The organism is Geothermobacter hydrogeniphilus (assembly GCF_002093115.1).
GTDB lineage: Bacteria > Desulfobacterota > Desulfuromonadia > Desulfuromonadales > Geothermobacteraceae > Geothermobacter_A > Geothermobacter_A hydrogeniphilus.
In genome coordinates this window covers 25,237-46,270 of sequence record NZ_NAAD01000024.1, presented here as the reverse complement: position 1 = coordinate 46,270, position 21,034 = coordinate 25,237, and the positions used below count along the sequence as shown (strand labels likewise).

The 21,034-nt window shown below is 59.6% G+C and carries 18 protein-coding genes and 1 tRNA gene; 12 read left to right on the top strand and 7 right to left on the bottom strand.

Annotated features, from left to right (window positions below):
* The first annotated feature begins 407 nt into the window (after window positions 1-407).
* The 5 genes from folD (at window position 408) to gcvPB (ending at window position 5,927) form a co-directional block, all read left to right on the top strand.
* The gene (gene folD, locus B5V00_RS14775) at window positions 408-1,259 is read left to right on the top strand and encodes a bifunctional methylenetetrahydrofolate dehydrogenase/methenyltetrahydrofolate cyclohydrolase FolD (protein ID WP_085011590.1); all 852 of its coding nucleotides are present in this window, start codon (window positions 408-410) and stop codon (window positions 1,257-1,259) included.
* A 146-nt stretch (window positions 1,260-1,405) separates the two neighbouring features.
* On the top strand, window positions 1,406-2,509 hold the full coding sequence (gcvT, locus tag B5V00_RS14770; RefSeq protein ID WP_085011589.1) for a glycine cleavage system aminomethyltransferase GcvT: 1,104 nt from the start codon (window positions 1,406-1,408) through the stop codon (window positions 2,507-2,509).
* A 33-nt stretch (window positions 2,510-2,542) separates the two neighbouring features.
* Window positions 2,543-2,929: a glycine cleavage system protein GcvH gene (gene gcvH / locus B5V00_RS14765; RefSeq protein WP_085011588.1), complete on the top strand. Its 387-nt coding sequence runs from the start codon at window positions 2,543-2,545 to the stop codon at window positions 2,927-2,929.
* A gap of 191 nt (window positions 2,930-3,120) precedes the next feature.
* Complete coding sequence (gene gcvPA / locus B5V00_RS14760; protein ID WP_085011587.1) at window positions 3,121-4,470, top strand: aminomethyl-transferring glycine dehydrogenase subunit GcvPA; 1,350 nt, start codon at window positions 3,121-3,123, stop codon at window positions 4,468-4,470.
* Window positions 4,467-5,927 (top strand): aminomethyl-transferring glycine dehydrogenase subunit GcvPB, encoded by a 1,461-nt coding sequence (gene gcvPB, locus B5V00_RS14755; protein WP_085011586.1) that lies wholly within the window; start codon window positions 4,467-4,469, stop codon window positions 5,925-5,927. Before gcvPA ends, gcvPB begins: the two co-directional genes overlap by 4 nt.
* A gap of 485 nt (window positions 5,928-6,412) precedes the next feature.
* Here the strand turns inward: gcvPB and B5V00_RS14750 are convergent, their stop codons facing one another.
* The gene (locus tag B5V00_RS14750) at window positions 6,413-7,342 is read right to left on the bottom strand and encodes an energy transducer TonB (protein ID WP_085011585.1); all 930 of its coding nucleotides are present in this window, start codon (window positions 7,340-7,342) and stop codon (window positions 6,413-6,415) included.
* Window positions 7,343-7,499: 157 nt separating this feature from the next.
* Between B5V00_RS14750 and pta the strand changes: the two genes are divergently transcribed.
* On the top strand, window positions 7,500-8,501 hold the full coding sequence (gene pta, locus B5V00_RS14745) for a phosphate acetyltransferase (protein ID WP_085011584.1): 1,002 nt from the start codon (window positions 7,500-7,502) through the stop codon (window positions 8,499-8,501).
* 460 nt (window positions 8,502-8,961) lie between these two features.
* On the opposite strand, the gene B5V00_RS14740 is transcribed toward pta, so the two are convergent.
* A complete protein-coding gene (locus B5V00_RS14740) occupies window positions 8,962-10,227 on the bottom strand; it encodes an acetate kinase (RefSeq protein WP_085011583.1) in 1,266 nt (421 codons plus the stop codon).
* Between the two features lie 222 nt (window positions 10,228-10,449).
* On the opposite strand from B5V00_RS14740, the gene B5V00_RS14735 reads away from it, so the two are divergent.
* Complete coding sequence (locus tag B5V00_RS14735; protein WP_483866695.1) at window positions 10,450-10,680, top strand: 4Fe-4S binding protein; 231 nt, start codon at window positions 10,450-10,452, stop codon at window positions 10,678-10,680.
* Between the two features lie 147 nt (window positions 10,681-10,827).
* Here the strand turns inward: B5V00_RS14735 and B5V00_RS14730 are convergent, their stop codons facing one another.
* A complete protein-coding gene (locus B5V00_RS14730; RefSeq protein ID WP_085011593.1) occupies window positions 10,828-12,396 on the bottom strand; it encodes a DUF3426 domain-containing protein in 1,569 nt (522 codons plus the stop codon).
* Between the two features lie 42 nt (window positions 12,397-12,438).
* Complete coding sequence (gene hpt, locus B5V00_RS14725) at window positions 12,439-12,969, bottom strand: hypoxanthine phosphoribosyltransferase (RefSeq protein WP_085011581.1); 531 nt, start codon at window positions 12,967-12,969, stop codon at window positions 12,439-12,441.
* Between the two features lie 209 nt (window positions 12,970-13,178).
* Between hpt and B5V00_RS14720 the strand changes: the two genes are divergently transcribed.
* The 4 genes from B5V00_RS14720 (at window position 13,179) to B5V00_RS14705 (ending at window position 16,908) form a co-directional block, all read left to right on the top strand.
* The gene (locus tag B5V00_RS14720; RefSeq protein ID WP_085011580.1) at window positions 13,179-13,868 is read left to right on the top strand and encodes a DUF1573 domain-containing protein; all 690 of its coding nucleotides are present in this window, start codon (window positions 13,179-13,181) and stop codon (window positions 13,866-13,868) included.
* Window positions 13,869-14,540: 672 nt separating this feature from the next.
* Window positions 14,541-14,975, top strand: a complete 435-nt coding sequence (locus B5V00_RS14715) for a QcrA and Rieske domain-containing protein (RefSeq protein WP_085011579.1) — start codon at window positions 14,541-14,543, stop codon at window positions 14,973-14,975.
* 11 nt (window positions 14,976-14,986) lie between these two features.
* Window positions 14,987-16,081 (top strand): cytochrome b, encoded by a 1,095-nt coding sequence (locus B5V00_RS14710; protein ID WP_281249716.1) that lies wholly within the window; start codon window positions 14,987-14,989, stop codon window positions 16,079-16,081.
* Window positions 16,078-16,908 carry a multiheme c-type cytochrome gene (locus B5V00_RS14705; protein WP_139800796.1) on the top strand — a complete coding sequence of 277 codons (831 nt, stop codon included), beginning with the start codon at window positions 16,078-16,080 and terminating at the stop codon, window positions 16,906-16,908. Before B5V00_RS14710 ends, B5V00_RS14705 begins: the two co-directional genes overlap by 4 nt.
* Window position 16,909: 1 nt before the next feature.
* Here the strand turns inward: B5V00_RS14705 and B5V00_RS14700 are convergent, their stop codons facing one another.
* On the bottom strand, window positions 16,910-17,761 hold the full coding sequence (locus B5V00_RS14700) for an MBL fold metallo-hydrolase (RefSeq protein ID WP_172399772.1): 852 nt from the start codon (window positions 17,759-17,761) through the stop codon (window positions 16,910-16,912).
* A gap of 114 nt (window positions 17,762-17,875) precedes the next feature.
* Between B5V00_RS14700 and B5V00_RS14695 the strand changes: the two genes are divergently transcribed.
* Window positions 17,876-17,952 (top strand) — tRNA-Arg (locus B5V00_RS14695).
* 742 nt (window positions 17,953-18,694) lie between these two features.
* Here the strand turns inward: B5V00_RS14695 and B5V00_RS14685 are convergent.
* Both B5V00_RS14685 and B5V00_RS14680 read right to left on the bottom strand, forming a co-directional pair.
* Complete coding sequence (locus tag B5V00_RS14685) at window positions 18,695-19,300, bottom strand: hypothetical protein (RefSeq protein ID WP_085011576.1); 606 nt, start codon at window positions 19,298-19,300, stop codon at window positions 18,695-18,697.
* Window positions 19,301-19,345: 45 nt separating this feature from the next.
* Window positions 19,346-20,956 (bottom strand): ADP-ribosylglycohydrolase family protein, encoded by a 1,611-nt coding sequence (locus B5V00_RS14680; RefSeq protein ID WP_139800795.1) that lies wholly within the window; start codon window positions 20,954-20,956, stop codon window positions 19,346-19,348.
* Between the last annotated feature and the right edge of the window lie 78 nt (window positions 20,957-21,034).

Below are 21,034 nucleotides of genomic sequence, written 5' to 3'. Positions count from 1 at the left end.
TTCATCAACTCTGCGTTGCAGGCCCGCTTCGCTTGTGCGACGTAGCTGTCGCTACGCCTCCGCACTCATTGGGCTGCGCCTTGATCTGATAAAAAATCCAACGCCTTGAGGCAGTGGGGTGGAATTGGCCGATTGTGTGAGCTGATGATGCGGACAGACGCCATCCGGCAGGTTTACTTTATGTTTTTCCTTCCCTGTCAGGGCGTTGAAAAAGTCACGTTCCCCGGGCTGAGCAAAAATGTCCAGATGCAGGGCGTCCGCAACCCCGCGGCATAAGGCGTACCGGAAGGTACGTCGTTGACGCGGGATGAGGACAACGCAGCAGATGGGCGTTTTTCATCAGCCTGCTATAGTTTCACAGGTTCAGCGCGAAGCTTAACCCATCAGCAGAAGAGGAGACTGTGAGCATGGCAGAGATTATCGATGGCAAGGCGATCGCGGCGCGGCTGCGGGAAGAGATTCGCCAGGGTACGGAGCAGCTCAAGGCCGGCGGGGTGACGCCCGGGCTGGCGGTGGTACTGGTCGGCGAGGACCCGGCCAGCAAGGTCTATGTCTCGATGAAGGAGCGGGCCTGCGCCGAGGCCGGGATCTATTCCGATGAACACAAGCTTTCGGCCGAGACCAGTGAAGAGAGCCTGCTCGGACTGATCGCCCAGCTCAACGAGGATGAACGGATCGACGGCATCCTGGTCCAGCTGCCCCTGCCGGAACACATTGATGAACGCAAGGTGCTGGAAGCGATTTCGCCCTCCAAGGATGTCGACGGCTTTCATCCCTACAATGTCGGTCGACTGGCTACCGGCAACCCGCTCTTTCGTCCCTGCACCCCCTACGGGGTGATGAAGATGCTGGAGTCGGTCGGTTGTGACCTGACCGGCAAAGAGGTCGTCGTCGTCGGCCGTTCCAATATCGTCGGCAAGCCGGTCGCGCTGATGTGCCTGGCGGCGCATGCCACGGTGACCCTCTGCCATTCGCGGACCCGCGACCTGCCGGAGGTGGTGCGGCGTGCCGACGTTGTCATCGCCGCGGTCGGTCGTCCGCAGATGATCAAGGGGGACTGGATCAAGCCGGGGGCGGTGGTGATCGATGTCGGCGTCAACCGGATCGGCGAAAAGAAGCTGGTCGGCGATGTCGATTTCGCTTCCGTCAGCGAGCGTGCCGGCGCCATCACCCCGGTTCCCGGCGGTGTCGGCCCGATGACCATCACCATGCTGCTCTACAATACCCTCGAAAGTGCTCAGCGCCGCGCCCGCGGCTGAGACGGAATCCCTCTTCCCGTTCCGGCGGCGGTCGCCGCCCGGAACCGGGGTGGGGGGCGGGACGGAAACATTGTTCGATCTGCCGGAAAAAAACTTTTCAATTGTCCCTCTATCCTCCATAATGCGGCTCTGAAAGGAGTGGCATTATGCTGAAAAAAACCCCGCTCAATCGTATTCACCGTGATCTGGCCGCCCGCATGGTCGACTTCGGCGGCTGGGATATGCCGGTCCAGTATACCGGCGTGATCGACGAACATCTCGCCACCCGCGAGGCCGCCGGTCTGTTCGACGTCTCCCACATGGGCGAGGTCGAAGTGCGAGGCGCCGGCGCCCTGGCCTATATCCAGCATCTGACCATCAACGATGCCGCCAGGCTGGAGATCGGCCAGGTCCAGTACTCGGCCATCTGCTACCCCCACGGCGGCATCGTCGATGATGTCACCCTCTACCGGTTCGCTGCCGATCGTTTTCTCTTCTGCGTCAACGCCTCCAATGCCGACAAGGATTACGCCTGGATGGAGCAGGTACTCGAAGAGGGTGATTTTCCCGATGTGGAGCTGCGCAACCTGAGTGATGATTATGCCCAGCTGGCGCTGCAGGGGCCGGCGGCGGAGACCATTCTCGCCCGTCTGACCACGCATAACCTCAAGGATATCCGCTACTATCACTTCGCTGAAGGGCAGGTTGCCGGTGTTCCGACCATTATTTCCCGCACCGGTTATACCGGTGAAGACGGTTTCGAGCTTTACTTCGCCGCCGAAGCGGCCGAGTCGGTATGGACGGCATTGATGGCGGCGGGCAGCGAAGAGGGGATCAAGCCCTGCGGCCTCGGTGCGCGGGACACCCTGCGGCTGGAGATGAAGTTCGCCCTCTACGGGCATGAACTTTCTTCCGAAATATCTCCCCTGGAGGCGGGCCTCGGCTGGATCACCAAGTTCGACAAGGGAGACTTTATCGGCCGCGACGCGCTGCTCAAGCAGAAAGAAAAAGGCGTTCCGCGCCGCCTGGCCGGGCTGGTGATGACCGACCGGGGCATTCCCCGCGACGGCTACCCGGTTTTCGCCGGCGAGGAGCAGGTCGGAACGGTCACCAGCGGGACCATGTCGCCATGTCTCAAGGTCGGTATCGCCCTGGCGCTGGTCCGGCCGGAATGCAGCGGCGTCGGCAAGGAGTTGTCCATCGGCATCCGCAACCGCCAGGTCGCCTGTCGGGTTGCCAAGACCCCTTTTATCAAGAACTGGCGGGATTGACCCGCTACCGATCATCGTTAAAGGAGAATCGAGATGGAATTTCCCGAGGAGTTGAAGTACACCGCCGAGCATGAATGGGTTCTCTTTGAGGCCGATGTCGCCACCATCGGCATCAGCGATTTCGCCCAGGATGCGCTGGGAGACGTGGTTTTTGTCGAATTGCCTGAAGTCGGCACCCAGATTGAGGCGGGCAAGCCCTTCGGCGTGGTCGAATCGGTGAAGGCGGTTTCCGATGTCTACGCGCCGCTCAGCGGGGAGGTCGTCGAAGTCAACGCGGAGTTGCCCGATGCTCCCGAGATGGTCAATACCTCGCCCTATGAAGATGCCTGGATGATCAAGATCAAGGTCTCCGACCAGGCCGAACTGGAGAGCCTCATGGATGCCGCGGCCTACCAGGAGTTCTGCGAGTCGGAACACTGACCCGGCCCTGGTTGAGGACTGCCCCACGCTGTAACCGGATCATGATCCGGCCATTCTTCGGCGCAGGCTGTGCCCGCGGGTTGTCCGCACCGGCACAGCCTGTTGCCGTTTGCCCGCGCCGGCAATGTTTTCCGGTGCGCGGTTTCCCACACCCGGCGACGCCGGCGGCTGTCGCCTGAAGGAGAATCCTGATGCGCTACCTTCCCCATACCGACGACGATATCCGGCAGATGCTGGAGGCCATCGGGGTGAGCAGCGTCGATGAGCTGTTCAGTGCCATCCCCGCTGCTGACCGCCTGCAGCGGCCTCTGGATCTGCCCCCCGCGCTTTCCGAGCCGGACCTGCTGCGGGAGCTTGACCGCCTCGCGGAACTCAACACCTCCAGTACCCGGGCGCTCTCTTTCCTGGGGGGCGGAGCCTACAATCATTTTATTCCCGCCGCGGTCGACCACCTCATTTCACGCAGTGAATTCTACACCGCCTACACTCCCTATCAGCCGGAGATCAGTCAGGGGACCCTGCAGGCGATCTTTGAGTACCAGACCCTGATCTGCCAGTTGACCGGCATGGACGTCGCCAACGCCTCGATGTACGACGGCGCCTCGGCGACCGCGGAAGCGGCGCTGATGGCGGTGCGGGCGACGCGACGCAGTAAACTGCTCCTCTCGGCCGGTCTGCACCCCGAATACCGGCAGACGGTGTCCAGTTACTGCCGATATCTCGGCCTGGAACTGGTCGAGGTAACGCTCGCCGCCGATGGCCGTACCGATCTGGCGGCGCTCTCCCCGGTTCTCGATACGACCGTCGCCGCGGTGATCGTCGGTTACCCGAACTTCTACGGGGTCATCGAACCGCTCGCCGACCTGGCCGACAAGGCCCATGCCTGCGGTGCCATGCTGGTGAGCGCGACCGCCGAACCGGTCTCCCTCGGGCTGCTCAAGTCGCCGGGAGAACTGGGGGTCGATATTGCCGTCGGCGAAGGGCAGAGTTTCGGCCTGCCGGTTGCCTACGGCGGCCCCGGGGTCGGTTTCTTCGCCGCGCGCAAGAAGGCGGTGCGCTCCATGCCGGGGCGGTTGATCGGGGAAACCCTGGACAAGAACGGTGAGCGTGGCTTTGTCCTCACCCTCGCTACCCGTGAGCAGCATATCCGACGGGAGAAGGCGACGTCCAACATCTGCTCCAATCAGGGGCTCTGCGCCCTGATGGTGGCCATCTACCTGGCCCTGCTGGGCAAGCAGGGGATCCGGGAGTTGGCTGAGCAGAATCTGGCCAAGGCCGAGTATGCCAAGCGGCAGATCGCTTCTCTGCCCGGCTTCTCGCTTCCCCATCAGGCGCCGACCTTCAATGAATTCGTCGTTGCCACCCCGCGGCCGGCTGCGGAATTGCTGCGCACGTTGGAAGCCGACAACATTCTCGGCGGTATCGACCTGGCCAGGTTCGATGCCGCTGATGCCAACCGGCTGCTGGTCTGCGTGACTGAGCAGAACAGCCGCGACGATATCGACCGCCTGGTTGCGGCCCTGAAAGGAGGTGCGGCATGAGTCGGCTCGGAACCCGAGGACTGGTGCTGAATGAAAAACTGCTGTTCGAGCTGTCCGACAGTGGCCGCAAGGGCTACAGCCTGCCGGCGTCAGATGTTCCGCCCGCGCAGCTGGATGCCGAGCTGGTGCGTGACGCGGTGGAAGGATTCCCGGAGCTGTCCGAGGTCGACGTGGTGCGTCATTTCACCCGCCTGTCGACCTGGAATTACGGCGTTGATTCCGGTTTTTATCCCCTCGGCAGCTGTACCATGAAATACAACCCCAAGGTCAACGAGGTGGCCTGCCGCAGGCCGGGGATGGCCAACCTCCATCCCTACACTCCTGACCATCTGGCGCAGGGCGCGTTGGCGCTGATGTACGAGCTGCAGGAAGGGTTGAAGGAAATTTCCGGTTTTCCCGCTCTGACTTTGCAGCCGGCCGCCGGCGCCCATGGCGAACTGACCGGCATGCTGATGGTGCGCGCCTGGCACGAATCCCGTGGCGGCGGCCGCACCAGGGTGCTGATTCCCGATACCGCCCACGGTACCAACCCGGCGACCGCGGCACTGTGCGGTTTCGAGGTCATCCCCCTGGCCAGCGGCCCGGACGGTGTCCTCAATGTCGAGGATGTGCGGGCGAAGATGGACGACAGCGTGGCCGGGCTGATGGTGACCAATCCCAACACCCTGGGACTGTTTGAAAGCCAGATCCGCGAGATCTGCGATGTGGTCCATGAAAAGGGCGGTCTGGTCTACTGTGACGGCGCCAACCTCAACGCCCTGATGGGGATTGCCCGCCCCGGCGACCTGGGGATGGACGTGATGCATTTCAATATGCACAAGACCTTTTCCACCCCCCATGGCGGCGGTGGGCCGGGGGCCGGCGCGGTCGGTGTCTGCCAAGCCCTCGAACCCTTCCTGCCGGCGCCGCTGGTGGTCAAAACCGAGGAGGGTTTCCGTCTCGATGATGACCGCCCGCAGAGCATCGGCCGACTGCGGGCCTTCAACGGCAATTTCGGCGTCATGGTCCGCGCCTGGGCCTATCTGCGCAGTCTCGGCGGCGAGGGACTGAAACGTTCCAGCGAGCTGGCGGTACTCAATGCCAACTACATCCGCGCGCGGCTGGAGAAGGTTTTTCATCTGCCCTACAGTCAGCGTTCGCTGCACGAGGTGGTTTTTACCGACAAGAACCTCGGCGGTGACTGCCACACCCTCGATCTCGCCAAGCGGCTGATCGATTACGGCTACCATCCGCCGACCATCTATTTCCCGCTGGTGGTTCACGGCGCAATCATGATTGAGCCGACCGAAACTGAGAGCAAGCAGGTCCTCGATGAGTTCTGTGACGCCATGCTGGCGATCGCCAGAGAGGCGGAGGAGAATCCCGAGCTGCTGCACGAAGCACCGCGCTGCACCAAGATCGGGCGACTGGATGAGACGCGGGCGGCGAGACAGCCCCGCCTCTGCTGGCAGGCATAGCGAGGGGCGGTTCTTTTCCGCCAGCTCGGCGTTGGAACGGCCATCCCCTTGTGCGACGTAGCTGCCGCTACGCCTCCGCGGGGATGGCCGTTCCGCCTTGATCTGTCGAAAAATCCCTCGCCCTTTGGCGGCGCGGGGAGGCTGAGCATTCGCGCTTCGTAGGGGTAATAGGGGCGGTTCTTTTCCGCCAGCTCGGTGTTGGAGCGCCAAGTTTCCGTGTGTGACCTAGCGTACGCTACGCCTCCGCGGGAAGCACGTCTCCGCCTTGATCTGACGAAAAATCCCTCGCCCTTTGACAGTGCGGGGGAGACAGAGCGTTCGTGCTTCGTTGTCAGGTCGATGGGCGGTGGGGGAAGACGGAGCATTCGCGCTTCGTGGCGGTTGTAGGAGCGGGGTGCAAAAAGTAGGAAGCCGGTGGATATTGCCACCGGCTTTTTACTGCGGGGGGAGGACAGCGCCGCAGATGGACGTTTTTACTCAGCCTGCTATTGCCCGTAGATTCCCGCGCCCCTGGTTCGGCTCCGGCGCAGGTCATAGGTGAACCAGGCCTTGATGACCAGTTTGTCCTTCGGGTAGGCCCGCGGCAGCGGGCCGTAGGGGCCGCCTTTGCGGACGGCGGCCAGCGCTTCCCTGTCCAGGATGCGGGTTCCGGAGGATCTCAGCAGTTCGACTTTTTTGACCGAGCCGTCGCGCAGGAAGGTCATGCGGACCAGGCATCGTCCCTGCCTGCCTTGTCGTGCGGCGCTGGCGGGATAGTTCCAGACCCTGTAGATGCCGTTGCGCAGGCGCTGAAAAAAGGAAAACAGCAGGTCCTGCTGGCTGTCGAGCCAGACCTCGTCGCCGACGGCGACATCACGTTGTTTCAGGCGCCATTCCTTGTCGATACGGGCGGTGGTGTCGCTCGGCAGTTGCAGCAGGGAACGGGCATCCGGCAATGTTTCGGCCTGTTCACTCGCCTGGGTTTCTTCCCGCGGTTGGTTCTCTTCGGTGGCCTTGACCTGTTTCTGGACAGTCGCTTGTTTGTCTTCGGGGAGAGTTTCCGCTTTGGGTTGGCTTTTTTTCGGTTGCGGGGCGGCGATTCTGGGCTTCTTCATTGGTGCGGGCGGCGCGGCAGCGTCCGGACGCATATCTTCCAGGCTCTCCCCCTTGGGAGCCTGTTCCTTTTCGACCACCTGGTCGGCCGGCCCGAGGCGTTTGGCCGGTTTTTTTCGTGGCTTTTCCAGCTCTTTTCGAACCGGCATGTCCAGGTCCCGGAATTGTTCAGGTTCTCTCATCTGGACATAGATCCGCTCCTGTTTCTGCGGTTCGGGAAACAGGGTCATCTGCTTGCTCAGCAGAACCAGCAGCAGGTGGATCAGCAGTGAGAGCAGCAGGAAGAGCAGTAGCAGGTTCTGTTGGGTACGATTCCGGTTCATGGGGTCCGTGAGGTTGATATGGGCGCCTCATTATAACCGATGGAAGGGATGTGTTGGATAATTTCTGATCGCGCGTGGATGGCAAATTCTGTTGACCGGCTTCGGCACGAACGGCTATATATGGGCTTTTCCAACTCTGGACAAGGAGGTAAGTGTAATGCATTTGGTGGAACAGATTAAGAACAAGGCAAAACAGAACCTGCAGACCGTGGTGCTGCCGGAAGGTTATGACGAGCGGATGGTTCAGGCTGCCGGTCGGATCGTTGGGGACGGTCTGGCCAGAGTCGTGCTGCTCGGCAAACCTGAGGATCTGCTGGCCAGGGCCGGGGATCTGGATGTCTCGCTGGATGGTGTCGACCTGGTTGATCCGGCCGCGGCGGCCGAACTCGACGACTATGTCGCCGAACTGGTCAAACTGCGGGAGAAGAAGGGGATGACCGCCGAGCAGGCCCGGCAGACCCTGACCGCCGAGGACAACCTGTTCTTCGGCGCCATGATGGTGCGCCGGGGGGATGCCGGAGGTATGGTGGCCGGTGCCGCCAACACCACCGGGAACGTGCTGCGTGCCGCCTTCCAGGTGATCGGCACGGCGCCGGGCATGCGTACCGTTTCCTCGGTCTTCCTGATGGTGACCAGAACCCCTGAATTCGGCGAGAACGGCACCATCTGCTTCGCCGACTGCGCCGTCAACCCGAACCCCGATGCCCAGGCGCTGGCCGAAATCGCCGTGGCCACCGCCGCCAGTTGCAAAAGTTTTCTCGGTGCCGAACCGCGGGTGGCAATGCTCTCCTTTTCAACCAGGGGCAGTGCCGGTCACCCTGACTGTGACAAGGTTCTCGAAGCACTGAAGATTGCGAAAGAGATTGCTCCCGAGCTGCAGATCGACGGTGAACTGCAGGCCGATGCCGCCCTGGTGCCCAGGGTCGGCGCCAAGAAGGCGCCGGATTCCGCGGTCGCCGGCAAGGCCAACGTGCTGGTTTTTCCCGATCTCGATGCCGGTAATATCGGTTACAAGCTGGTCGAACGATTGGCCGGCGCCGAGGCGGTCGGCCCGATTATTCAGGGGCTGGCCAAGCCGGTCAACGACCTGTCGCGCGGCTGCAGTGTCGAGGATATTGTGTCGGTGGCAGCTATTACCGCCGTCCAATCCCAGGGGTAGCTAGCTGGGCGCGGTTCTTTTCCGCCAGCTCGGCGTTGGGGCCGGTTTTCCCTTGTGCGACGTAGCTGCCGCTACGCCTCCGCGGGAAAATCGGCCCCGCCTTGATCTGACGAAAAATCCCTCGCGCCTTGGAGCGGGGGTGCAAAAAAGCAAAAAGCCGGTGGATATTGCCACCGGCTTTTTGTTGCTGGGCGCGGTTCTTTTCCGCCAGCTCTGCGTTGGAGGTGTGATTCCCTTGTGCGGAGTAGCTGCCGCTACACCTCCGCGGGAATCACGTCTCCGCCTTGATCTGACGAAAAATCCCTCGCGCCTTGGAGCGATGGGCAAAAAAAGCAAAAAGCCGGTGGACATTGCCATCGGCTTTTGTTTTGCTTTCCTCGCGCCTCGCGCCTCGCGCCTCGCGCCTCGCGCCTCGCGCCTCGCGCCTCGCGCCTCGCGCCTCGCGCCTCGCGCCTCGCGCCTACTTCCGCTGAAAATCGCTCGACGAAAACGAGTACTTGAAATTCATATGATCGGTGTAGGTCTCTTCGAGGATGGCGACCACGTCCTCTGTGAAGACCAGTTCCTCATCGGTCGGAATGACGAACACCTTGATCGGTGAGTCGGGGGTGGTGATGACGGACTCTTTTTTCCGGGTCATGGTGTTGCGGTTCTTCTCCTTGTCGAGAATGATCCCCATGTGCTCGAGGTTGTCCAGCGCGGCCTCGCGGATCTTCCAGCCCATCTCGCCGACCCCGGCGGTGAAGACCACGGCATCGAGGCGACCCAGGGCGGCGCAGTAGGCGCCGATATATTTCTTCAACCGGTAGCCCTCGATCTCCAGAGCGAGCTTGCAGCGTTCATCGCCGTTGTCGATGCCTTCAAGGACGTCGCGGCGGTCGGTGTACTTTCCGGTGATGCCGAGAACGCCCGACTTCTTGTTGAGAATGGAATCAACCTCTTTCGCCGACAGGTTTTCCTGTTGCTGAATGAACAGCGGGATGGCCGGGTCGATGTCGCCGCAGCGGGTTCCCATCACCGCGCCTTCCAGCGGCGTGAGTCCCATCGAGGTGTCGACCGAAATGCCGCCCTTGATGGCGGTGTGCGAGACGCCGTTGCCGATGTGCATGGTGATGATGTTGCAGTCTTTCGGCTCCTTGCCGAGCATCACCGCCGCCCGCTTGGAGACGTAGAGATGGCTGGTGCCGTGGAAGCCGTAGCGGCGGACGCCGTGTTTCTCATACCACTCGTAGGGCAACGGGTACAGGTACGCCGCTTCCGGCATCGACTGGTGGAAGGCGGTATCGAAAATGGCGATATGCGGCACCTCGGGCAGGTTGGCCTGGGCAGCTTCGATGCCGGCGATATTGGGCGGATTATGCAGCGGCGCGAGATGCTGTACCTCTCTTATCGCGTCGAGGACAGCGTCGTCGATCATCACCGAACAGGTGAATTTCTCACCGCCATGCACCACCCGGTGGCCGACCGCGCTGATCTCGTTCATCTCCTTGATGACCCCATATTTGGAATCGGTCAGGGTCTTGACGATCAGGTGGATAGCGACCTTGTGATCCGGGCACTCGTATTCTTCACGATAGGTTTCGCGTCCGGGGACCTCGTGGATGATGAACGAGTCGCCGATGGTGACCCTTTCCACCATCCCCTTGGCGATGACCTCTTTTTTGCTCCAGTTGTAGAGCTGGTACTTGACGGATGAACTGCCGCAGTTCAGAGCGAGAATATCCATTGAATCAAACCTCCTCCAGAGTTGGGTGAATGGTGAGCTCTATCTCCCCAGATAGAAATATTGTTTCATGGAAAAAAAGGATGGTGGGATGAAACCGGTTTTTCCTTGTTAATTCGCTGATGTTGCTTGTCAGCGAAGTTTTGAAAGACTAGCGGATGGTCGCCATCATTGCAAGGAATTTGTCGTGAGGCCGGGGCTGGACATGGCGTAAACGGCAGTGCTATACTCCGCCGGAATTGTCAAAGAGCAGTTCCCACAACACCTGTAGAGGAGGATATAATCATGGCTCATGTGATTTCTGAAGAATGTATCAACTGTGGTGCCTGCGAGCCTGTTTGCCCGGTCGAGGCGATCAGTGAGCAGGGCGATGTCCGTGTCATTGACGCGGCCACCTGCACCGACTGCGCCGCCTGCGTTGACACCTGCCCGGTGGATGCTATCTCCCAGGCCTGATCACTGTCGGCGACAATCAAGGTTGTTCAAAGGTTCATCAAAAAAGCCGCTCCTTTTCAGGGCGGCTTTTTTGTGTCTGGCGGGTATCGCGCTGTTCGCGGCGGTTGGCGCGAACAGGCCGGATCGGTTTCAATCCCGGTCGGCGGATTATCGTGTTCCCGGCCTGGAGTCGGCCACTTCGACGTTGAATTCAGTCACCTCGTTCGGCAGGTTTCTGAAGACAATGGTGAAGGGAACTGTTTTGCCCGGCGCCACGTCGAGGTTGGAGAGGGAATCTCCGAACTGATTGTTCATGGTCTCCTCGATCTTGGCGAAGGGCAGGGTGCGCAGGGCCGCCTCGTCGAGGGGGTTGCCGCAGAAAACAGTCTGCTGCATGACCGGCTTGCCTTTGGCGTCGTAGATCACCCCTTTGACCGCGATCGCCGAGCGGGTGTGGTCATAGCCGTTGCGGGCTTCCCCGGAAATGGCGAACAGCTGCCCGGCATTCTGGTTGCTGATAAAGGTGCTGCGCATGTTCAGCAGTTCGATTTTGGCGGTCGGATCTTCCGGCGCCGAGGTGCCGGTCAACAGCTGCAGGTGTCGCAGCAGGACATGGGGATCCCAGGTCCCCTTGATCTGGGCGAGGTAAGCGTAACCGCCGGCCAGCAGGGCGGTCAGCAGCAGCATCAGCACCAGCCCGGTGTGACGGTTCTTTTTGCGTTTCTTGATCCGCGCCGTTCCCCGCTGGCGGTTCTTCGTCGACCTGGGTGGTGTTGTCGGGGCCGTGGCCTGCTTAACCGGCGTACTGGATTTTTTCGGCGGCGTTGAGGATTCCGGAAGGGGTGTCGGCTCCTGTTCAAAGATGAAATCTCCGGTTTTCGTCTGCTCCGAGTCCAGTTCGACGTCCAGTTCGGAGTCGGCCGGAACATCGTCGAAAGCGAATTCTACCGGTCCGGTCGGGCTGGATTCGACCTGGTCTCCGGTTGCTTCCGGTTCTGCGGCGGAGAAGCTGAATTCATCATCGATGCCGCCGCCGAATTCCTCGGGTTTGGCTTCAGGCCGCTCGCCGAGTTCAGGAAGTGCGCCGAGATCATCGTCGAGATTGAAGGTTTCACCGAGGTCGCCGCCGATGGACAATTCCTTTTCCGGGTCGAAGGAAAAGTCCTCGGCGGGCGGGGTTTCGAGGTCCGCCGCGGAAAAGTCGGTTGTCGCCGCAGATTTCTCGTCGGGGTTGATCCGGGGTTCTGTCTGCCGGGTTTCGAGACTCAATTCCTCGGGAGAAAAGTCGGCCAAAGGTTCCGGGGCGGTCGGACCGTCATCAAAGGAAAAGTCCTCCGGCAGGTTGAAGTCGGGAAGCTCGCTGTCGAATTCTCTGACCTCGTTCGGCCCGGCGGCCGCTGTTTTGTCGGCGGACGTTGCAGCGACATTCTCTGTGTCCGCAGTGCTGCCGAGATCTTCCATGTTGAACTCATCGAAATCGAAATCGTCCCGGTCCGCGCTCGGCTGACTGCCGGTTTTGTCGCGATCGATGTCGGCTGATTCGAAGTGGCCTCCGGCGGATTGTGTGCCGGAAAAAGCTTCGTCCGGTGCGGAAACTGCTGTTTTCGGGGGTTGCGGGGGGGCGGGGACGCGGAAGACGGTTTCACACTTGGTGCAGCGAACCTTGACCCCTTGCGGCTTGAGTTTTTCGTCGGGCAGTTTGAAACGGGTTTGACAGGCGTCGCATTGGATAATCATGTCAGACCCCTCCTCGGGCAGTTACCAAATCAGGAAATCGAGCTATTCAAAGGGTTCAGCCAGGAAAATTCCGGGTAAATTGCGGTAACGTTCATCATAGTCGAGTCCGTAGCCGACGATAAAGCCGTCATCCATGGTGATGCCGATGTAGTCCGCTTCCAGTGAGACTTCCCGCCGCGCGCGTTTGTCAATCAGGGCGCAGACTTTGAGAGACGCCGGTTGGCGTTCCTGCAGACGGTGCAGCAGGGACTGCAGTGTCAGGCCGCTGTCAATGATATCCTCGACCACCAGCACGTGTTTGCCTCTGATGGAAACTTCAAGGTCCTTGCGCAGTTCGATGATGCCCGATGACTGGGTTTCGGAGCCGTAGCTGGCCAGGCGCATGAAATCGATGGTCAACGGTCCCTGCAGTTGTCGGCAGAGGTCGGCGATGAACAGAAACGAGCCTTTGAGGATACCGACCAGGATGATTTCCCGGTCCTGGTAGTCACGGTTGATTTCCTGTCCCAGGCGGACGACCTGGCGTTCAATTTCTTCAGCGGAGAAAAGTGTTTTCAGTTTCAGTTCGGGCATCTTGTTTCAGACTCGTTCAGTTGGAGGATCCAGGCGTGGTGGACAAGCCGCAGATAGGTGTTTTTTCAGTCTGTCAGCCTGCCATTCTATAGCAATTAGGCAGGGATGTGTCAATTTCTTCACGGCTCTGTTCAGGGGCTTGCGTCGTTTCCCGGGGTCGGTTAAGCTCTGCAGATCCCTATCTATGCTCAAGTGAAAGGTCTGTTGACATGATCCGTCTGTTTTTTTTGTCCCTGTTGCTGCTTGTCCCTGCCGCTCCCGTTCTGGCTGACGGGCCTCGAATCGAAGTGACCCAGCCCGATTTTCAGTTCGGCAGTGTGTTCCAGGGGGAGAAGGTCGAGCACGTTTTTGAATTTCGCAACGCCGGGGATGATCCACTGCTGATCGACAGGGTCAAGAGTTCCTGCGGCTGCACGGCGGTCCTGGTTTCAAGCAAGGAACTCGCCCCGGGCGCGACCGGCGAGGTCCGCGCCACCTTCGACTCGACCCGGTTTCATGGCAATGTGGTCAAGACCATCTACGTCTATACCAATGACCCGAACCACAAACTGGTTCAGTTGCATCTGCGCGGCAATGTCAAGGAAGAGCTGCAGCTGAGTGCCCGTTCGGTGACGCTTGGGCCGGTCGCTGCCGGACAGTCGGTCAGCACCCGGGTGAAACTGACCAACAAGGGAGACCAGGTTGCCGCCATCGGGCCCGCCCGCACCACGGCCAAGGAGATCAAGGTCGACTTTCCCCGTCGCCTGCTGCAGCCCGGCGAAACCGCTGATATTGAATTGACGGCCACGGCGGGGTCGGGAAAAACAGTTGTCAGTGGCTATCTGCTGATCCCGACCGACAGCCCGCGGCTTCCCGAGTTGCGGATTCCCCTGCAGTTGCGGATTACCAAATCGGAATGATCGAAGCCCGGGGCCACCCGGGCTTTTTTCGGTTGTCGGGCGGTCCTTTTGCACCGACTCGGCGTTGCCTTCCTCTTCGCTTGTGCGACGTAGCTGCCGCTACGCCTCCGCGCTCATCGGTCGGCGCCTTGATTCGGCACAAAATTCCTCGCCCTTCGGCGGTGGTGGGTGGGGGGCTGCGGATCTTCGTTGCGGTGTTTGTCGGGCGGTTCTTTTGCACCGACTCGGCGTTGCCTTCCTCTTCGCTTGTGCGACATAGCTGCCGCTACGCCTCCGCGCTCATCGGTCGGCGCCTTGATTCGGCACAAAATTCCTCGCCCTTCGGCGGTGGTGGGTGGGGGGCTGCGGATCTTCGTTGCGGTGTTTGTCGGGCGGTTCTTTTGCACCGACTCGGCGTTGCCTTCCTCTTCGCTTGTGCGACATAGCTGCCGCTACGCCTCCGCGCTCATCGGTCGGCGCCTTGATTCGGCACAAAATTCCTTGCCCTTCGGCGGTGGGAGCGATTCCGCCGATCTTCGTTAACCACGCTTTAAAATATGACAGAAAAAGTCTTTTGGGCCCGTCCGGTTGCAAGTTGCGGGGCAACGATTATACTTTTTTCTGTTTTGATGTTCCGGTGTTGCGTGTCCTGATGCCCTGATTCGGGGTGACAATACAATCAAAGGAGTTGTCATGCCTCAGAACGAACTTCCTTCTTCCCAGCGGCGGACTTTTCTGACGGTGCTGCTGGCCGGCCTGGGCACTGCTCTCGCCGCCATGGCCGCCTGGCCGTTGTTGCGTTATCTTTCGCCGCGCGATAGGGGCGATGCCGATGCCAAGGTGACCCTGGCGCGTGACAAGGTTCCGGTCGGGGGAGCCAAGTTCATCGATTTTCGCGGTCGTCCGGCGGTGGTTCTGCAGCCGAAACCGGGGGAATTCGTGGCATTGACGGCGGTCTGCACCCACCTCGGCTGCATTGTCAAGTGGGTCAATGCAAAACAGGAGTTTCTCTGCCCCTGCCATGGCGGCCGGTTTTCCTCCAGTGGCCAGGTGCTGGGCGGACCGCCGCCGAAGCCGCTTGAATCATTCAATGTGAAGCTTGACGGCGATAAGCTGGTCATCGGCTAGGAGGATTGACTATGATGAAACGTGCTGTTGACTGGCTGGATGTGCGTCTCGGGGTCAGGGAGCTCTGGGAGGAGAACACCAGCGGCTACCTGGTGCCGCGCAATATCAACGCCTGGTATTCCCTTGGAACGGTGCTGCTGGCGCTGTTCGGACTGCAGTTCCTGACCGGGATCCTGCTGCTGATTCACTATGTTCCCGATACCGAGAAGGCCTTCGGCAGTGTTGAAACGATTGTCAATGCCGTTCCCTACGGCTGGCTGATTCGCAACCTGCACGCGGTCGGCTCCAACCTGATCGTTGTCGTGCTGTTGCTGCACATGCTTTCGGTGCTGTTTATGGGCTCCTACAAGCGGCCGCGGGAGTTGACCTGGTTGTCCGGTTTCATTCTTTTCAACCTGGGACTCGGTCTCTGTCTGACCGGCTACCTGCTGCCGTGGAGCCAGCTCTCCTTCTGGGCGACCACGGTGGCGACGGATGCCGCTGGTGCGGTGCCGGTGATCGGTCCGAAGCTGGTTGAGTTTCTGCGCGGCGCGCCTTCGGTCGGGGCGCCGACCCTGGGACGGTTTTTCGCCCTCCACGTGGTGGTGCTGCCGGGGGCTCTCATGGGGCTGGTCGGTTTTCATCTCTTCTGCGTGCGACGTTGCGGCATTTCCGTGCCGCCTTTCGGCAAGGATGCCAAACCGGCCCGGGTCGGTACGGTGTTCGATCACGAAAAGCATCCGGGGGGGATTCCTTTTTTCCCAAATTACACCGCCGAAGAGGCCGCCATGGTCTGTTTCGCCCTGGCTGTGCTGGTGGCGGTGACCTTCTTTGCCCCGCAGATTTTCATTCCCCTTGACGCCCTTGAACCAGCAAACCCGTTCGTGACTCCAGAGCATATCAAGCCTGAATGGTATTTCCTCTGGGCCTATCAGACATTGAAGATTTTTCCAAGCAAACTCATCGGCCTGGCCGCCCAGGGAGCGTTGATGACTTTTCTCGCCCTGTTGCCGTTCATTGATCGGGGAGAGGAACGTCGTCCGGCAAAGCGGCCGCTTTTCGTCACCTGTTACGTACTCGGTCTGCTGTTGCTGATCGGCATCTCAATCTGGGGGCGCTACTCATGATGCACGCGAAAGGATGGTTGTTGGCCGGATGCCTGCTGCTCCTGTTGCCGGGGCCGGTTTTTTCCGCCGATGAAGAGGCTCCCACGATTCCCAGGGAGACGGTCTGTCTGCAGTGTCACGGCGGGATGGAAGGGCGTCTCGGGGCGCCGGTCGGTCTCTGGAAACAGAGCATTCACCGGCAGAACGGAATTTCCTGTCATGACTGTCATGGTGGCGACCCGACCGATTTCGCCATGGCCATGAGTCCTGAACGGGGGTTTCGCGGTGCTCCGGAAAAAGCCGAGATTCCCGCCTTCTGCGGTCGTTGCCATATCGGGGTCAAGGATGATTACCTGGCCAGCAAGCACGGCCGGGCCCTCGGCAAGGGGGGACCGCAGTGTGTCACCTGTCATGGCAACCATGCCGTCGTCAAGGCCAGCCCCGACCTGATCAATGACAAGGATTGCACCCGCTGTCACAGTTTTGAACGTGCCGCCAGGATCAAGGCGGCCCTGGCCGATACCGACCACATCATTTCCGGTCTGGAAAGCGACCTGGCCGACCTGCGCCGGCTCGGGATATCAGTGAAGAAGATGCGTGGTGAGGTGTTCGCCAAGCGCAACGAGTTTCACCGGCTGTTTCATACCGTTGATGTGAACAAGGTTCATCAGGGCACCGCGGCGGTGCAGAAATCCCTCGGGAAGGTTGCGACCGAAGTGGCCGGCATTCGTTCGGATCTCAGTCAGCGCAAGCTCTGGGGAGGGATCGCCATTGTCCTGCTGCTGGTCGCCGGCGGCCTCTGTCTGTTGTTGCGGCGGACCTACCATGATGAGGAAGGGAAAGGCTGATTCAGTTTTTGGGGCTGACCTGCTCACGCAACTGCAGATAGGCTCGGCGGATGTTGGTCTGCATGAACTGCTTGTAGCCTTTGCGGTCCCGGTGCTGTGGCAGATCGAAGGTGCGCAGGGTTTTTTTCAGGCTGTCGCCGCGTTCGATATGGTTGATGATGGCGGTCAGAAAGTCCTTGAAAAAGTTCTTGTAATCGCGGATGTCGCTGCTGCGGCTGACCGGACCCTGTCCGGGAACAACGTATTTGGCCTGCAGACTCTCCAGAAAATCGAGGGCCAGCACCCATTCCCGCATGTGCCCGTCTCCCATATAGCCGACACTGTCGGTGTAGAGCAGGTCGCTGGTGAACAGGACATTATCTTCCGGCAGGTAGGCGACGACATCTCCGTTGGTGTGTCCCGGTCCGACATTGGTCAGGATCAGACTTCTCCTGCCCAGCTTCAGGGTCATGCCTTCGCGGAAGAAAATGACCGGGAAATCGACTTCGCGTTTTTCGGAGCTGACCGCCAGCCAGGTCTGCCACGACATGATCACTTCCTTGCCGGGGGGGAAGTCGAAGTCGATGTGGCTGTAGCCGCGATGATGATGGGCGAGGACGAAGTAGCGGATCGGGGTGCTGGTGACAGCGGCACCGGCGGTCACCAGGTCATTGATCGCTTCGCGGGTGAAATGGGCGCCGATCACCACCGCTTTATCCCTGCCGACCACCAGCAGGGCGTTCGACGTGGCGCGGCTGCCGGTTCTGGCAATGGCGGCGTAGACGCCGTCGGTGAGCTTGACCATCTGGTAGCTCGACTCTCCCCAGGCCAGACAGGGAAGAAGCAGACAGACGATGATCAGCAGCAGACGCATCAGGCTCCTCGCGGGTTTGGGTTGCGGGGCGATTATAACAGATCGAACATCATCTTTCGTTGCCCTTTTTTCCATTTGCAATCTGCCCCGCTATGCGTTATATAAACCCCCCGTGCGCGATTAGCTCAGCTGGATAGAGCGCTGCCCTCCGGAGGCAGAGGTCATAGGTTCGAATCCTATATCGCGCGCCAGGAAATTCAATGGGTTGACCGGTCTTCCGGTCAACCCGTTTTTCGTTTGTGCCCATTCTGTGCCCTCCCCCCTCCATGACGCCTACATCAGCCGGTGATATCACGCCATATCAGCAATGTTTTCGAAGAGGGCGAGCTCGACGAAAAAAAAGCAATATGCAAAAAATGCAAATTGCAAATTCAGACCGGCCGGTCACCTTTTCCAGCCTTGATGTCATCCACATTAATGGGACATTTAATCGTTGAAAGAAGGGTCACTGAAGGAAGCCTTTTGGGCTGTTTGCCCATAAAGTGATACGGCAGGGCTTGATACCACCCCGCTGTCCTTCCTGCTGTCACCCCGCCTGATGAAAGGACGCTGACCGGGCCGGTCCACAACCTCGATCCACGGACGCCCAGTAGGCGGGGTGGCCCCCATTGACGCCCATGTTCCCTTCACAATGCGGAAGAAGCCTTCCCCGAGTGCCGATGCCTTGACCCCGACAATACGCCCAAAGCTGCTGGGGGCCTGACTTCTCCCACAAAAAAATCTAGGCCAGACCCAGGCAACCGTCAAGAAAAGGGGTGTTCCGGCGGGTCTTCAAGCAGTACGGCAATCACCATCCCATTCCTTTCCGTGAGACCATCGACTTATAAGCGACCATTTCAGAAAAACAATCACATCCTGAGGAATTGCCGATTCCGAAAAAGAAGTAATCGGCATACAATTAAAAAATTATCCACAGATTTATAGAGAACTGAATCAGCACATTAGTTGAGTGATGTTCGAAAAAATTCTTACGTTGGCTTCCCTGGCCAACGTTATTGTCTCCCGAACAGAGATTCTGTCGGAGTCAAAATCAGGGTTTTCAACCATAATGAGCATAATTTTGATGATTTTTTGGTGATATCCATTTTCAGGTGTCAATGTTGCTAATTTTTCAATATCACGACGAATTCGTCCGTTATCAAATTCTTCATACGGATAGCGATAGTTTTCGTATTTCACTTCTATTGCAGCAGTTAAAGAGTTTCGGATGTCGTCCTCATTCAGCCAGATGCATGGATCTGTAACTTCTGTAATTGCCAGATCGACTCGCATTCCATGAGAGCCAAAGGATTTATCGTAGATCGGCAATTCAGAATGCACAGTATATTCAGTGGGATTCTTATTCATGAAAGTTAGTTCAAGATATCCACCGAATTTACATTGAACGTCGGCTTCTGTTTTTAAAAATTGGTTCAATGAGTTGTGCCAAGTTTTTTTAGGAACGGCAGAATATAGCTTTTTATCGGCGATTCTGTATTTTGAACAATAGTTTACAATCCAGTTTTCGAATTCATTTTTTAACACTCTTTCCATGTCCATAATTTCTCCAAGAAATGTTTGATTTAATTGCAGTCGGACCCAATGTCACGGCCCGACAAATAACCGCCCGGCCATCTTTCCGATACAGCCCTCCAGTTCCAGTCCCTTTGTCCATTCTCGCGGAATGGCGCGATCCCCCAACAGGGCTCCCATGATATTTCCGGTTATCGCCCCGGTGCTGTCGCTGTCGCCGCCGTGGTTGACGGAAAGCAGCACCGCCTTTTCAAAATGATCCCGGTAGCATAACGCGCAATAAAGGGCGATGGCCAGGGCCTCTTCGGCAACCCATCCCTCGCCGATCCGGGCGATGGCTTCCGGGCCGGGGGTGTTCCCGGTTTCTCCGTAAATCCGCCAGGCTTTGCGAATCGCTGTCACACACTCCTCATGCTCCGGCCAGCGCAGCAGCTCTGCGTCTGCCACGGCCGTGGCCTTGTCCAGGGAGTCGCCCATGATAGCCCGGGAAATCAGCAGGGCCAGGTAGCCGCCGGCCAGCCAGCCGGTCGGATGACCGTGAGTGATGGCCGAGATCTCACAGCCGAGGCGAAAGGCCGTTTCGTTGCTTTCATCTTCCGCAAGAGTGGAAAGCAGTTCCGGGGATGCGGCAAACAGGCCGACCGGAGCGACTCGCATAACGGTACCGCAGCCCTTGCTGTCATTGATGCGCTCTTCCATGGTTCCAACCCGGCCGGATTTGAGCGCCGTGATGCAGGTGCCGCCCGGCGCCCTTACGGCGAACATCTCCGGATATCGGAGCAGGTGGCCCCCGATGAGGTAGTCCCGGCTTCCTTCGGGAAGCTCTTCCCCCTGGGCGTGCAGCCAGCGCAGGTAGGCGCGGTGTGCCTGGCGGGTGATGGCGTCTTTCCTGCCGGCGCACCATTCGACGTGACCATGCAGCAGTCCCTCCGCGGTGAAAAGAGCCATCTGGGTGTCGTCGCTGATTTCGACCCTGCCCCGGGTGTTGGCCACGGGGGCGGTGATGCCCTCCGCTCCATACACGGAGCGGATTGTTTCCAGGCTGGAGAATTCGATGGGCCAGCCGAGGGCGTCGCCGACCGCGCCGCCAAGCAGGCAACCGTGGAAATGCCCAAACGCCTGCCTGCCGACCCAGGGACGGTAGCGAAGGATGAAATCCTTCTGTTCCGGTGTTTCGACAGCACCGGGTTGCGCCCGGCGGACCATGGGGATGGCATCCTCGGGCGGGATGCCGAGGTCGCGCAGCATCAGCGCGGCGACCAGCCCGCTGCGCCCCAGGCCGCCCCGGCAATGGATGACAATCCGCTCACCCCGCAGCAGGCGCCCCCGCAACTCCGGACCGGTTTCCCGTTTCCAGTTCTGCAGCCAGTTCTCGTTCGGAACATCAAGATCCCGGATCGGCAGATGCAGCCAGTCCATCCCGGCCCGCTCCGTTCCGGTCGGCAGGTCTTCAACCTCAAGGATGCGCAGTTCCTGCTCCTGAAGCAGCGTGACCAGGCACCGGGCTCCCCAGTCACGGACAGCGGCCAGGTCGGTGTCAAGATTCCGGTTCCAGCAGCCACCGAAGGTCCTCTCGCCCTTTTTCCCGGGACAGAGGGTCAACCCGATGCGCCCGGGAAGCCAGGGCAGGGCGATGGTGCTGATCTGCAGGGGATCGGTTTCGCTGGTGCGGAAGCTGATCATATCGTTTCACCCTCCATGGATTCTTGGGAACGGAGTGTGGCCGGAGTCGCCTGATTGGAAGTCTTATCCGGGACGCCG

Bases quoted from the DNA above. Each gene is read 5' to 3' on its own strand.
- folD (WP_085011590.1), top strand. From the start codon at position 408: ATGGCAGAGATTATCGATGGCAAGGCGATCGCGGCGCGGCTGCGGGAA.
- gcvT (WP_085011589.1), top strand. From the start codon at position 1,406: ATGCTGAAAAAAACCCCGCTCAATCGTATTCACCGTGATCTGGCCGCC.
- gcvH (WP_085011588.1), top strand. From the start codon at position 2,543: ATGGAATTTCCCGAGGAGTTGAAGTACACCGCCGAGCATGAATGGGTT.
- gcvPA (WP_085011587.1), top strand. From the start codon at position 3,121: ATGCGCTACCTTCCCCATACCGACGACGATATCCGGCAGATGCTGGAG.
- gcvPB (WP_085011586.1), top strand. From the start codon at position 4,467: ATGAGTCGGCTCGGAACCCGAGGACTGGTGCTGAATGAAAAACTGCTG.
- B5V00_RS14750 (WP_085011585.1), bottom strand. From the start codon at position 7,342: ATGAACCGGAATCGTACCCAACAGAACCTGCTACTGCTCTTCCTGCTG.
- pta (WP_085011584.1), top strand. From the start codon at position 7,500: ATGCATTTGGTGGAACAGATTAAGAACAAGGCAAAACAGAACCTGCAG.
- B5V00_RS14740 (WP_085011583.1), bottom strand. From the start codon at position 10,227: ATGGATATTCTCGCTCTGAACTGCGGCAGTTCATCCGTCAAGTACCAG.
- B5V00_RS14730 (WP_085011593.1), bottom strand. From the start codon at position 12,396: ATGATTATCCAATGCGACGCCTGTCAAACCCGTTTCAAACTGCCCGAC.
- hpt (WP_085011581.1), bottom strand. From the start codon at position 12,969: ATGCCCGAACTGAAACTGAAAACACTTTTCTCCGCTGAAGAAATTGAA.
- B5V00_RS14720 (WP_085011580.1), top strand. From the start codon at position 13,179: ATGATCCGTCTGTTTTTTTTGTCCCTGTTGCTGCTTGTCCCTGCCGCT.
- B5V00_RS14715 (WP_085011579.1), top strand. From the start codon at position 14,541: ATGCCTCAGAACGAACTTCCTTCTTCCCAGCGGCGGACTTTTCTGACG.
- B5V00_RS14710 (WP_281249716.1), top strand. From the start codon at position 14,987: ATGATGAAACGTGCTGTTGACTGGCTGGATGTGCGTCTCGGGGTCAGG.
- B5V00_RS14705 (WP_139800796.1), top strand. From the start codon at position 16,078: ATGATGCACGCGAAAGGATGGTTGTTGGCCGGATGCCTGCTGCTCCTG.
- B5V00_RS14700 (WP_172399772.1), bottom strand. From the start codon at position 17,761: ATGCGTCTGCTGCTGATCATCGTCTGTCTGCTTCTTCCCTGTCTGGCC.
- B5V00_RS14685 (WP_085011576.1), bottom strand. From the start codon at position 19,300: ATGGACATGGAAAGAGTGTTAAAAAATGAATTCGAAAACTGGATTGTA.
- B5V00_RS14680 (WP_139800795.1), bottom strand. From the start codon at position 20,956: ATGATCAGCTTCCGCACCAGCGAAACCGATCCCCTGCAGATCAGCACC.